The 12,503-nt window shown below is 73.9% G+C and carries 10 protein-coding genes; 6 read left to right on the forward strand and 4 right to left on the reverse strand.

Annotated elements, in window-relative coordinates; genetic code table 11:
* The first annotated feature begins 10 nt into the window (after positions 1-10).
* A complete protein-coding gene (locus ACZ5UI_RS22955; RefSeq protein WP_464191431.1) occupies positions 11-1,366 on the forward strand; it encodes a glycosyltransferase family 4 protein in 1,356 nt (451 codons plus the stop codon).
* A gap of 14 nt (positions 1,367-1,380) precedes the next feature.
* Positions 1,381-2,292: a class I SAM-dependent methyltransferase gene (locus tag ACZ5UI_RS22960; protein ID WP_464191433.1), complete on the forward strand. Its 912-nt coding sequence runs from the start codon at positions 1,381-1,383 to the stop codon at positions 2,290-2,292.
* A gap of 1 nt (position 2,293) precedes the next feature.
* Here the strand turns inward: ACZ5UI_RS22960 and ACZ5UI_RS22965 are convergent, their stop codons facing one another.
* Genes ACZ5UI_RS22965 through ACZ5UI_RS22975 form a run of 3 tightly spaced genes read right to left on the reverse strand, consistent with a single transcriptional unit; the run spans position 2,294 to position 7,516 of the window.
* Entirely contained in the window at positions 2,294-6,538 is a 4,245-nt protein-coding gene (locus ACZ5UI_RS22965; protein WP_464191435.1) for a multifunctional oxoglutarate decarboxylase/oxoglutarate dehydrogenase thiamine pyrophosphate-binding subunit/dihydrolipoyllysine-residue succinyltransferase subunit, read from the reverse strand.
* Positions 6,528-6,866 carry a hypothetical protein gene (locus tag ACZ5UI_RS22970; protein ID WP_464191437.1) on the reverse strand — a complete coding sequence of 113 codons (339 nt, stop codon included), beginning with the start codon at positions 6,864-6,866 and terminating at the stop codon, positions 6,528-6,530. Before ACZ5UI_RS22970 ends, ACZ5UI_RS22965 begins: the two co-directional genes overlap by 11 nt.
* Positions 6,863-7,516, reverse strand: a complete 654-nt coding sequence (locus tag ACZ5UI_RS22975; protein ID WP_464191439.1) for an NUDIX hydrolase — start codon at positions 7,514-7,516, stop codon at positions 6,863-6,865. Before ACZ5UI_RS22975 ends, ACZ5UI_RS22970 begins: the two co-directional genes overlap by 4 nt.
* A gap of 22 nt (positions 7,517-7,538) precedes the next feature.
* Between ACZ5UI_RS22975 and ACZ5UI_RS22980 the strand changes: the two genes are divergently transcribed.
* From ACZ5UI_RS22980 to ACZ5UI_RS22995, 4 genes are read left to right on the forward strand one after another with little or no spacing between them, the layout of a single operon-like run.
* Positions 7,539-9,137 carry an FAD-binding oxidoreductase gene (locus ACZ5UI_RS22980; RefSeq protein ID WP_464191441.1) on the forward strand — a complete coding sequence of 533 codons (1,599 nt, stop codon included), beginning with the start codon at positions 7,539-7,541 and terminating at the stop codon, positions 9,135-9,137.
* Positions 9,134-10,018 (forward strand): ketopantoate reductase family protein, encoded by an 885-nt coding sequence (locus ACZ5UI_RS22985; RefSeq protein ID WP_464191444.1) that lies wholly within the window; start codon positions 9,134-9,136, stop codon positions 10,016-10,018. Before ACZ5UI_RS22980 ends, ACZ5UI_RS22985 begins: the two co-directional genes overlap by 4 nt.
* A complete protein-coding gene (locus tag ACZ5UI_RS22990; protein ID WP_464191447.1) occupies positions 10,015-10,569 on the forward strand; it encodes an NUDIX hydrolase in 555 nt (184 codons plus the stop codon). Before ACZ5UI_RS22985 ends, ACZ5UI_RS22990 begins: the two co-directional genes overlap by 4 nt.
* Positions 10,570-10,580: 11 nt before the next feature.
* Positions 10,581-10,919: a hypothetical protein gene (locus tag ACZ5UI_RS22995; RefSeq protein ID WP_464191449.1), complete on the forward strand. Its 339-nt coding sequence runs from the start codon at positions 10,581-10,583 to the stop codon at positions 10,917-10,919.
* 17 nt (positions 10,920-10,936) lie between these two features.
* Here the strand turns inward: ACZ5UI_RS22995 and ACZ5UI_RS23000 are convergent, their stop codons facing one another.
* Positions 10,937-12,412, reverse strand: a complete 1,476-nt coding sequence (locus ACZ5UI_RS23000) for a Ppx/GppA phosphatase family protein (RefSeq protein WP_464191452.1) — start codon at positions 12,410-12,412, stop codon at positions 10,937-10,939.
* Positions 12,413-12,503: the final 91 nt, after the last annotated feature.

Raw genomic sequence — 12,503 nt, forward strand, 5'->3', positions numbered from 1 at the left:
GGTGCCCGCGATGCCCTCGTCTACCACCGGTCGCCCGCTGCGGGTGGCGCTCACGACCGGCGGGCTCGGGCTGGGGGGAACCGAGAAGGGCCTCGTCGAGCACGCCGTCCGCTTCGACCCCGAGCGCGTCGACGTGCGCGTGGTGGCCCACCACGAGCTGGGCCCGCGGGCGGTCGACCTGGAGCGCGCCGGCGTGCCGGTCAGCTGCGCCGGAGGGGACCGCGCGCGGCTGGCCCAGCTGCTGGACGGCGTCGACGTCGTGCACGTGTTCCGGGCCGGCCTGGCCGACCCGCTGCTGCCCGCCGCGGTCCGCGACGCGGGCGTCCCGGTGCTGGTCGAGACGAACGTCTTCGGCGCGATCGACGCCTCCGGCGACGAGCCGCGCTTCGCCTGCCACCTGTTCGTGGGGCGCATGTGCGCCGAGCGCTATCGGGCCCGGCTGGGGTTGGCCGGACCGTCGTTCCACGACCGCCACCGGGTGTCGCACTGGCCGGTGGACGTCGCGCGGCTGCGCGCGCTCGATCCCGGCCTGGCCGCGGCCAAGGCGCAGCTCGGCCTCGATCCCGACCGGCCCGTCGTCGGCCGGGTGGGGCGCGCGGACGACCGCAAGTGGCGGCGGATGATCGTCGACGCGCTCCCGCACCTGCTGGAGCGGGCGCCCGAGACGCAGGTCCTGCTCGTCGGCGCCACCGATGCCGTGCGCGCGCGCCTGCGCCGCCACGGCATCCTCGACCGGGTCACGCTCGTGGACCCGACGGCCGAGGAGGCGCGGCTGATCGCGCTCTACGCCGCCTGTGACGCGGTGCTGATGGCGGCGGAGATCGGCGAGTCGTTCTCCGTGGCGATCTCCGAGGCGATGGCGGTCGGGCGCACGGTCGTGACCTGCTCGACGCCCTGGGTCGACAACGGCCAGGTCGAGCAGATCGACCACGGCGTCACCGGCCTGGTGGCCAACCATCCCGTCGAGGTGGCCGAGGCGGTGGCCCGCCTGTGGGCCGATCCCGCCGCCTGCGCGGCGATGGGCGCGGCGGCGGCGGCCAAGGTCGAGCGCCTGCAGGAGGTGGGGATGCTCACCGATCAGCTCACGCGGCTGTACGGCGCGCTGCTGGCCGGCGACCCGCCGCCGGCCGACTGGCGGCCCTCGCCCGCCGAGGTCGATGCGTTCGCCGCCGAGTACCCGGCCCGCCGCGATCGCCACTTCCGGGCGCTGTCCGGTCACGAGCGCGCGCAGGTCCAGGCCGAGCGCTGGCGCGAACGCACCGGCTGGGCCGCCCGCGCGGCCCGCGACCTCGACGCCGAGAAGGTCTCCTTCGCGCTGGCCATCGCGCGGTCGAAGGTCCAGGAGCTGACCGCACGCTCGCGCTGAACGCACCCGCGCCCGTGCGCGTGGCGCTCGACGCGGCCCTGCACGCCCGCGCCCGCCTGGCCGGGGCGCCGGCCCGCCTGCCGGATCCGGACGGGCAGCGCGCGCGCTGGGCGCAGCTGGCCGCGCGCACGGCGGCGGTGCACGAGGCGCTGGGCGGCGGCGAGCCGGTCGCCGGGCCGTGGCGCGACTACGTCGCGGCGCTGGAGCGCGACCTGCTGCCCGTGCCGCCCGCCGACTTCCTGCGCCATCCGATCGTCCGCCAGACGATGGCCGTGCGCGGCCCGCGGCTGCTGTGGCGCGAGCGGCGCGCGCTGGCCCGCGCCGGCCTGCTCGACGGGCTGGCCGACGACGTCGCCGGGGACCCCGTCCTCGTGCTGGCCCGCCCGCCGGTGTCGGCGACGCTGGTCCACCACGCGACGCACCTGCTGCGCTTCGCCCAGGTGGCCGGGCGCCCGCTGGCCGAGTGCGGGCCGGTGGTGGAGGTCGGCGGGGGTTTCGGCAGCCTGGCCCGGCTGCTGCAGCGCACGCCGCAGCCGCCCGCCCACGTGATCCTCGACCTGCCGATCGTGGGCGCGCTGGCCTGGACCTACCTGGCCACGGTGCTGGGGGAGGACCGCGTGCGCATCGGGTTCGACGGCGCGGCCGCCCCCGAGCCGGGCACCGTGACGATCGCGCCGGTGGCCGCGGCCGCCCTGGTCGCGCCCTACGCGGGCGTGACCGTCGCGCTGTGGTCGCTCAGCGAGACCACCGCCGCCGACCAGGCCGCGGTGCGGGCCACGGGGCTGCTCGACGCGCCGCACCTGCTGGTCGCCGGCGAGCGCACGTCGGACCGGTTCGACAGCACGCCGCTGCTGGACGACCTGGCGGCGGGCGGCGCCCGCGTCGTGCCGACCGCGCGCGACGGCTCGGTCTACCTGATCCGGTAGCTCAGCGCTCGCCCGGAGGCTTGCGCGGGAACTGCGACACGGGGAGCTCGCAGTTGAGCGCGGTGCGCACGATGCGCGACTGCTCTTCGACGTGGGCGACGGGGTAGCCCTCGCCCGGGCTGGCCCGCTCGGGCCGGCCGATGTAGCCGAAGCGCAGGCCCTCGGGCAGGATCTGCAGGATGCGCGGGGACATGTACGCGCGGGCGCCCATGTTGCGCGGCTCCTCCTGGACCCACACGACCTCCTCGAGGTTCGGGTAGGTCTGGATGAGCTCCAGGATCTGGCCTTCGGGGAAGGGGTAGAGCAGCTCGACGCGGCCGATCGCGACGGTCTCGTTGTTCGCGCGGTCGGGGTGGCCGACGAGGTCGTAGTAGACCTTGCCGGTGCACAGCACGAGGCGGCGGACCTTGTCGACGTCGACCCGGGGCTCGCCCAGCACGGGGTAGAACTGCGTGTCGGCCAGGTGCTCGATCCGGTTGGTCGCCTGCGGCAGGCGCAGCAGCGACTTCGGGGTCATGATCACCAGCGGGCGCTGCTTGGCGATGCGCGCCTGGCGGCGCAGCAGGTGGAAGTACTGGGCCGGCGTGGTCAGGTTGGCCACGCGGATGTTGCCCTCGGCGGCCAGCTGCAGGAAGCGCTCCAGACGGGCGGAGGAGTGCTCCGGACCCGAGCCCTCGTAGCCGTGGGGCAGCAGCAGCGTCAGGCGCGTGGTCTGGCCCCACTTGGCCAGGCCCGACACGATGAACTGGTCGATGATGACCTGGGCGCCGTTGGCGAAGTCGCCGAACTGGGCCTCCCAGAGCACGAGCGTCTCGGGCGCCTCGGCGCTGTAGCCGTACTCGAAGCCGACGCAGGCGATCTCCGACAGCGGCGAGTTGTGCAGCTCGAAGGGGGCCAGCGCGCCCGGCAGCTGCTGGATCGGGCACAGCGTCTGGCCGGTCTTGACGTCGTGCAACACCAGGTGGCGCTGGCTGAAGGTGCCGCGCTCGACGTCCTGGCCGGTCAGGCGGATCGGCGTGCCCTCGGTCAGCAGCGACGCGTAGGCCAGCGACTCGGCCTGGGCCCAGTCGATGCCGCCGTCGGGACCGACGGCCTCGCGGCGACGCTCGAGCTGCTTGAGCAGCTTGGGATGGACGCTGAAGCCGTCGGGGATCGTCAGCAGCTCGTCGTTGAGGCTGCGCAGGCGATCGGCGCTGACCGCGGTCTTGACGTCGGGCGACGGCGTGCGGTCGAGCTGGTACTCGCCGGTGGCCTGCTCGATCTGGCCGGCCTCGTTGGCGGCGGCGATGCGGTCCTTCAGGCCCTTGTGCAGCGAGGCGAGGTGGTCCCAGACGGCCTGCTCCTGGCCGTCGACGTCGGCCCTGGTGAACACGCCGTCGCTGATCAGCTTCTCGGCCCAGATCTCGGTGACGCGCGGGTGCTTCTTGATCGCCGTCGTCATCTCCGGCTGGGTGTAGGCCGGCTCGTCGGCCTCGTTGTGACCGAAGCGGCGGTAGCCGACGACGTCGATGAGGACGTCGTGGCCGAACTCCTGGCGGAAGCCGAAGGCGAGGCGCACGGCGCTGATGCAGGCGGCCGGATCGTCGGCGTTGACGTGGATGATCGGGACGTCGAAGCCCTTGGCCAGGTCGGAGGCCCAGCGCGTCGAGCGCGCGTCGTCGGGATCCGTGGTGAAGCCGACCTGGTTGTTGGTGATCAGGTGGACCGTGCCGCCGACCGCGTAGCCGTCCAGCGCCTGCAGGTTCAGCGTCTCGGCCACGACGCCCTGGCCGGGGAAGGCGGCGTCGCCGTGGAGGATCACCGCGAGCGCGGCGTTGGTGTCACGGTGGGCGTGCGGGCCCTGGCGCGAGGTCTGCGCGGCGCGCGCGGCGCCGACCACGACGGGATCGACGAACTCCAGGTGCGAGGGGTTGTGCTCCAGGTTGACGAGGATCGACTCGCCGTTGGGCAGCTGGTAGGAGCCTTGGGACCCGTGGTGGTACTTGACGTCGCCGGTGCCGCCCTGGGGGATCGTGGTGACGGCCTCCAGGGTCGAGGCGCCCTCGAACTCGGCGAAGATCGAGTCGTACGGGCGGCCCAGGTTGTGGGCCAGCACGTTCAGGCGGCCGCGGTGGGCCATGCCGACGACGACCTCGCGACCGCCGTGCGCCGCCGACAGCTGGATCAGCTGGTCGAGCATCGGCACGGTCATGTCCAGGCCCTCGATCGAGAACTGCTTCTGGCCCAGGTAGGCCTTGTGCATGAAGCGCTCGAAGGCGTCGACCTTGATCAGCCGGCCCAGGAGCCACTTCTGCTCCTCGATCGTCAACGGGTTGCGGTAGGCGCCGGTCTCGATCTTCTCGCGCAGCCAGGTCCGCTGGCGGTGGCTGGCGATGTGCTCGATCTCGTAGGCGATCGTGCCCGTGTAGGTCTCGCGCAGGTGCGGCAGCGCATCGTACAGCGTCGCGCCGGGGACGCCGATGCGCAGGATCTTGGCCGGGATGCGGCGCTGCAGCTCCTCGGTCAGCCCGAGCGGGCCGGCGTCGAGCGACGGGTCGCCCTCGGGCTCGGTGCCCAGCGGGTCCAGGCGCGCGGCCAGGTGACCGTGCGTGCGGTAGGCCTTGATGATCGCGGTGGCCGCCTGCACGGCCTGCAGCAGCGCCTCGTCGGGCTCGCCCGCGGCGACCGGCGTCTGCGAGCTGCTGGCGTCGCGGGCCACACCGGCGGCGGCCGCGGGAGCCGGCGGCGCGGGCGTCGGCCCGAGCTGCACGCCGAGGTCGGCGAAGACCGCCTCGTAGAAGCCGTGATCGCCCTGCAGGTAGGACTCGACGACCTGCAGGAAGCGCCCGGACTCCGCGCCCTGGATGACGCGGTGGTCGTAGGTCGAGGTCATCGACATGACCTTCTCGGCGCCGATCAGCTCGCCGATGGCGCCCAGGCCGACCGGGTAGGCGATCGAGCCGGTGGCCACGATCGTGCCCTGCCCGACCATCAGGCGCGGGACCGAGGCGACGGTGCCGATGCCGCCGGGGTTGGTCAGCGAGATGTTGGCGCCGGCCAGGTCGTCGGCGGTGAGCTTGTTCTCGCGGGCGCGGGCGATCAGGTCGTTGAACGCGTCCAGGAAGCCGGTGAAGCTCAGGCGCCCGGCGTCCTTGATGACCGGGACCATCAGCGTGCGCGAGCCGTCCTTCTTCTCGACGTCGACCGCGATGCCCAGGTTCACGCCGCCGTCGTCGACGCGGTAGGGCTTGCCGCCCTGCTCCTCGAAGTGGTGGGCCATGACCGGCATCTCGTCGGTGCCGGCCTTGGCGATCGCGTAGGCGATCAGGTGGGTGAAGGAGACCTTCTGGCCGCCCTGCTTGAGCTGCTTGCGCCGCCCGTCCATGACCGTGACGGTCATCGTGCGGAAGGAGGTCGCGGTGGGGATCTGGCGCGACTCGTCCATGTAGCGGGCGAGCATCGCGCTGGCGCCCTTGATCAGGTCGCCCTTGGGCTCGACGGCTGCCGCGCTCTCGCCGTTGAGGACGTCGGCCTTGGTGATCCGGCCGTTGGGGCCGGTGCCGGCGACGCGCGCGATGTCGACGCCGGTGGCGGCGGCGACGCGGCGGGCCACGGGCGTGGCGGGGACGTCGCCGTTGCTTGCTGGGGCCGTGGGCGCGGCGGCGGGCGCGGCAGCGGTGGCGGCGCCGTTGGTGGGCGCGGCCTTCGCGGCGGAGGCGCCGTTGCCGGACTGCAGGCGCGCGAGCACCTGGCCGACCGTGACGGTGTCGCCGGCCTCGACGAGGATCTCGGCCACCGTGCCGCTGGCGGGCGAGGGCACCTCGGCGTCGACCTTGTCGGTGGAGATCTCCACCAGCGTCTCGTCCTGCTCGATGGCGTCGCCGACGGCCTTGGCCCACTCCAGGACGGTGCCCTCGGTGACCGACTCGCCCATGGCCGGCATCGTGATCTCGATGATCGCCCCGGAGGCCTCGCCGGAGGGCTCGTCGTCGGCCACGGACGGGGCGCCGTCGGCGTCTCCGGACTCGATCTCGCACAGCAGCGAGCCGACGGCGATGGTGTCGCCCTCGGCCGGGCCGACGGCCACGACGACGCCGGCGGCGGGGGACGGAACCTCGGCGTCGACCTTGTCGGTCGAGATCTCTACGAGTACGTCGTCCGCGGCGACATGGTCGCCTTCCTTGACGTGCCACTCAAGCACGACGCCCTCGGTGACTGACTCCCCCATCTGGGGCATCAGCACCTGCACCCGGGTCTCAACTGCCATCCGAAGCCTGACTGTAGCGTCCCGCAGCCTCAGCGCGTCGTGATGCACGCCGTTCTTCACGCACGAACTCGTACGAACCGACGAACGGGCCGATCGCGCCGATCACCGCGACCGCCACGGCGATGCGCATGTTGATGGTCCGCGCGTGCAGCGCGAGCACGGCCAGGACGCACATGATGATCCAGCCGATGCCGTGCGCCCAGCCGAAGAACGCCTTCGGTCCCTCGATGTGCCCGATCCAGCAGACGAGCAGGCACAGGTAGATCGTCGAGTGCAGAAACGAGCACCACTTGAGACGCTGGAACGTGAGCCAGCGGGCGGAGCTCACGCGAACATCGACGCCATCATGCGCAGCTGCGGGTGCGCTTCGTCGGGCCACTGCGCCGGGTCCGGCGGCCACCAGGCGTAGGCGTCGTGCTCGTCGTCGGGGGTGACCTCGGCGCCCTCCGGCAGCCAGGCCATGCCCACGAACATCGTCATGCGCTGGGGCAGGGCGATCAGCAGCTCGCCGGTGACCGACTCGGCGGTGACGCTCCACTCCTCGTGCAGCTCGCGGGTGAGCGTGTCGAACGGGTTCTCGTCCAGGTCGACCGCGCCGCCGGCGCCCAGCGCCCACACCCCGGCCCAGGTCGACAGCCACTGCGCGCGGCGCCCGGCCAGCCAGCGGCCGGCGCTGTCGCGGGTCAGGCACAGGGCCGACAGTGAGCCGGCGCCGTCGCCCGGCACCAGACGCAGCGCCCAGCGCAGCGGCTGCAGGTCGAGCACCAGGCGCCCGTCGTCGGTCACGCGATGGTCGACCAGGCGCGCGGCCACGCCGTCGTGGCTGGGCGAGCCGCGTTCGCGCAGCGCGGCGATCGCCGCGTCGGCCGCCGCGACCTGCTCGGCGGTGGGCTCGTACGGGGTCGTGTCCCAGGACGCCTCCACGGATCCGGCGGGCCAGGGGCCGCGGGCCAGGAGGGCAGGGAGCGCGTCGGGCACGGTCTGAGGATAGGGTCCGATCGTGGGTCGACGGCGCAAGCACTGGGGTTGGGGCTACGAGGACGAGGCGGTCGACCTCGCCGGGCTGACGGGCGCGATGCCGCTCGTGCGCGATCGGCTGGGCTTCGACGCCCAGGAGCCCGAGGAGGCCGTGGAGCTCGAGGCGGCCGCCCTGCGCGAGTCCCGCGAGCTGCCCGCGCCGCCGCCGGACGTCGCCTGGGACACCGACGACCACGCGCGCGCCACGCACGCGTGGGGCAAGTCCTATCTCGACATCGTGCGCGCGATGCGCGGGCGCTTCGACCACGCGCCGGACGCGGTCGCGCGGCCGGCCGACGAGCGCGAGGTCGCCGCCGTGCTGGAGTGGGCGTCCGACCACGGCGTCGCGGTCGTGCCCTACGGCGGGGGCACCAGCGTGTGCGGCGGCGTGACCCCCGAGCTCGACGGCCCGGTCGTCTCGCTCGACCTGGGCGCGCTGGACCAGGTGCTCGAGGTCGATGCGGTCTCGCGCGCGGCGCGCATCCAGGCCGGCGCGCTGGGCCCCGACCTCGAGGCCCAGCTGGCCACGCACGACCTGACCCTGCGCCACTTCCCCCAGTCCTTCGAGCTGTCGACGCTGGGCGGCTGGATCGCCACCCGCGCGGGCGGCCACTTCGCCACCGGGCCGACGCACATCGACGACTTCGTCGAGTCGGTGCGCGCGGTCACCCCGAGCGGCATCTGGGCGTCGCACCGGCTGCCGGGCAGCGGCGCCGGGCCGAGCCCCGATCGGATGCTGCTGGGCTCGGAGGGGATCCTGGGCGTGATCACCGAGGCGTGGATGCGCGTGCAGCCGCGACCGGGCCACCGCGCGTCGCGCTCGGTGCGCTTCCCGTCGTTCGCGCTGGGCTGCGAGGCGGTCCGGGCGATCCTGCAGGCGGGGCTGCGGCCCGCCAACACGCGCTTGATCGACGAGGCCGAGGCGGGCTTCACGGGCGCCGGCGACGGATCGCACGCGCTGCTCGTGCTCGGCTTCGAGTCGGTCGACGTGCCGGTCGAGTCCGAGCTGGCCGCGGCGCTGGAGCTGTGCACCGAGGCCGGCGGGACGTTCGATGGGCCGCGCGCGGGCGCGCGCGAGGGCGCCGCCGGCGCCTGGCGCGAGGCGTTCCTGCAGGCGCCGTACCTGCGCGACGTGCTGATCGGCCTGGGCGTGCTCAGCGAGACGTTCGAGACCGCCACCACCTGGGATCGCCTGCCCGCCCTGCACGCCGCCGTCCTGGACGCCGCCCGCGCGGCGCTCGACGACGAGCGCGCGCTGGTCACCTGCCGCCTCACCCACGCCTATGCCGACGGCGCGGCGCCCTACTTCACGGTGCTGGCGCCCGCCCGGCGGGGCGACGAGGAGGCCCAGTGGTGGGCGGTCAAGCGCGCGGCCAGCGAGGTGCTGATCGCCCAGGGCGCGACGATCACCCACCACCACGCGGTCGGCCGCGACCATCGCCCCTGGTACGACCGCCAGCGCCCGGAGCCGTTCGCGCTGGCGCTGCAGGCGGCCAAGGCGTCGCTGGACCCGGTGGGGATCCTCAACCCCGGGGTCCTGGTGGATCCGTTCGACCCGCTTGACCTGCTCGACCTGACGTGACCCGGATCGCCGTCCTCGGACCCGGCGGCGTCGGCGGGTTCCTCGCCGCCGCGCTGGCCCACGCCGGTGTGCCGACCACGGTCGTCGCGCGCGAGGAGACGGCGGCCGCGATCGCCGACCGCGGGCTGCGGCTGTCGAGCGTCCGCCTGGGCGAGATCGTCGCCGCGCCGTCGGTCACCGCGCGGCTGGACGACGACGTCGACGTGCTGATCGTGGCGACGAAGGCGGGCGCCCTGGACGCCGCGCTGGAGCGCGTGTCCGGAACGCCCGGGCTGGTGGTCCCCTTGCTCAACGGGATCGACCACGTCGCCGCCCTGCGCGAGCGCTACGGGCCGCGGGCGATCGCGGCGACGATCCGCATCAGCGCCGAGCGGGCCGCGCCGGGCGTGATCCTCGAGACCGGCATGCCGGTGGTCGTCGAGCTGGCCTCCGACCACCCGGCGCCACGGCCCCGGATGGCCACGTTCGCCGACGTGCTGCGCAGCGCCGAGGTCCCGGCCCGCCTGGGCGACTCCGAGGCGCAGGTGCTGTGGTCCAAGCTCGTCCAGCTCAACGCGATGGCCTGCACGACGACGGCCTACGACGCGCCCGCCGGCGGCGTCCGCGACCACCCGCGCCGGCGCGTGGACCTGGAGGACGCGATCGACGAGGGCGCCGCGGTGGCCGCAGCCGAGGGCGCGACGATCGACGCCGACGCGATGCTGCGCGCGATCTGGAGCCTGGACGCCGAGCACACGACCTCGATGCAGCGCGACGTGGCCGACGGTCACCCGCCCGAGCTCGACGCGATCCCCGGCGCGGTGCTGCGCCACGCGGCCGCGCACGGCATCGCCTGCCCGACGATCGAGCGGTTGGTCACGATGATCGAGGCGCGGCTGTGACGCCCGACCCGCCGCCGTGGCGCGTGCTGCGCTCGGACTACGCGCTGGACTCGCCCTGGTTTCGCGTGCGTCGCGACGCGGTCGAGCTGCCCGACGGCACGGAGATCGACTACTACCTGGCCGAACAGCACGACGTCGCGACGATCCTCCCGGTGACGCCCGCGGGCGAGGTGCTGATGGTCCGCCAGTACAAGCACGGCTCCGGCGGCGTCCAGCTCGAGCTGCCGGGCGGCATGGTCGATCCGGGCGAGGCGCCGATCGACGCCGCGGCGCGCGAGCTGCGCGAGGAGACGGGGTACGCGGCGCCCGATGGGCCGCGGCCGCTGGGCTGGCACTGGGCCGACGCGTCGAAGTCCACGACGCGCGTGTTCTCGTTCCTGGCCGTGGACGTGGAGGAGGTCGGTGGGCAGGCGCTGGACCCCAACGAGGCGGCCTCGGGCGTCGAGCTGCTGGCCGTGCCGGCGGCCGAGCTGGGCGCGTTGGTGGACCGCGGAGAGCTGGTGTCCGCGGCCTCCCTGGTGACCGTGCTGCGCTGGCTGCGTTCTCGGTAGCCTGAACCGCGATGTCGGATCCGTCGAAGGTCGGCAAGAACCTGCGGGCGTTCCAGATCGCGCTGAACGCCCACGATCGCGAGAACCCGACCCACAACGCGTGGGGGATCGGGCTGGCGCACTTCGACATGGAGCGCCTCGGCTTCGACGAGGGCGAGGAGATCCTGCCCGGGATCACGATCCAGACCGACGGCGGCGTGACCGGCAACTTCCGCGTCCTGTGCGACGGTGACCACGAGGAGTCGCGCGAGGCCGAGGAGGCCGAGGTCATCGAGGCCGTCGGCAGCGAGACGATCGCGATCCCCTCGGGCGCGCCCGAGGAAGTCGGCCCCGGCCGCTTCGGCCGCTAGCCCGAGCCGGCGGCCGGCTAGCGGATCCGCAGCGCGCGGCCGTAGGCGCGCTTGAACAGGTCGCGCTCGCGCTCGGCCGCCCAGCGCGCGACGGGCACGTCCTCGTCGGCCTCCAGGGTCAGCGTGACCGTGTCGTCGCCGTCGTCGGTGAACGACACCCGCTGCACGATCTGGTCGCGGGCGCGTTCGATGCCCTCGGCCAGGCGCAGCAGCGTCGCGCCGCGGTCGAGGATCGCCTGGTCGTCCTTGTGCACGACCGCGGCCAGGTCGCTGGAGAACGACGGGGTGCCCTTGCGGTGGTAGCGGACCATCTCGGAGATGAGCACCAGCTCGCGCGGGTCGAAGCCGGGCAACGCGCCGTTGAGGATCAGGTAGCGCGAGTGCTTGTGGTGGTCGTCGTAGTCGATCGCCATGCCCACGTCGTGGAGCATCGCCGCGGCCCACACGAGCTCGCGCTCGACCGGGTCGCCGTCGCGCAGGCCGAGCGCGGCGAGCGCGTCGAACATCTGCAGGCTGAGCTTGGCCACGTGATCGGTGTGCGCGGGGTCGACCCCGTACTGCGCGGCCAGGTTGTGGACGGACGCCTGGCGCACGTCGGGGAAGAGCGGCGGATCGGCGGGCGCCAGGTGGCGCTCGAAGAAGATCCCCTCGCGCAGGCCCGCCTCGGTCACGTCGACGCCGTCGAAGCCACCGGCCGTGATGACCGTGTGCACCACGACGGCGCCGGCCAGGATGATGTCGGCGCGCGCGGGCTTGATGCCGCCGACCTTGCCGCGGTCGGCCGCCGGGAGCTCGGCCAGCGTGGCGATCAGCGCCTCCAGCGCGTCGGCGGTCAGGTGGAAGCCCTGCACGCCGATGCTGGGCAGGTCCGCGGCCGCGGCCGCCGCGGCGGCCAGGTTGCGCACGGTGCCGCCGATCCCCACGAGCCGCTGGCCTGAGGCCTTGACCCATGGCGTCGCGTCCAGGCACTCGGTGACGTGCGCGCGCAGTGCGGCGACGTCGTCGCCGAAGCGCTCGGTCATGCGCACCGCGCCCAGCGGCCAGGACTCCAGCTCGACCGCGCGGCGGTCGTCGACGGCGACCAGCTGCATCGAGCCGCCGCCCAGGTCCAGGACCGCGCCGTGCTGCAGGGTCGAGGAGTTGATCGCGGCCAGATAGCCGTAGCGCGCCTCCTCCTCGCGCGACAGGACGCGCACGTCGAGGACGGCCTGGTCGACGAACTCGGGCCCGTTGCGGGCGTCGCGGATCGCCGACGTCGCCACCGCGATCACGTCGTCGATCCCCGTCGCGCGGCAGAAGTGGTCGAACACCTCGACCACCGACCACGCGCGCTCCATGCGCTCCTGGCTCAGCACGCCCGTCTCGGCCAGTCCCGCGCCGATGCGCACCGCCTCGTAGATCTCGTCCGTGCGCTTCCACCAGCCGTCCTCGGCGGAGAAGACGACCAGGCGGAACGAGTTGGAGCCGAGGTCGGCAACGGCGGTACGGGTCACGTGTCCCGACGATACGCGACCCCGCCGGGGGGCGAACCTCCGCCGTTGCCAGCTAAGCGTCGGTATGCGACGTTCATACGACAAGGACCGC

The sequence above is a fragment of the Conexibacter sp. JCM 18997 genome (assembly GCF_055391915.1).

Excerpts from the sequence above, each read along its gene's own strand:
- ACZ5UI_RS22955 (WP_464191431.1), top strand. The coding sequence starts at position 11 with ATGCCCTCGTCTACCACCGGTCGCCCGCTGCGGGTGGCGCTCACGACC.
- ACZ5UI_RS22995 (WP_464191449.1), top strand. The coding sequence starts at position 10,581 with ATGTCGGATCCGTCGAAGGTCGGCAAGAACCTGCGGGCGTTCCAGATC.
- ACZ5UI_RS22965 (WP_464191435.1), bottom strand. The coding sequence starts at position 6,538 with ATGGCAGTTGAGACCCGGGTGCAGGTGCTGATGCCCCAGATGGGGGAG.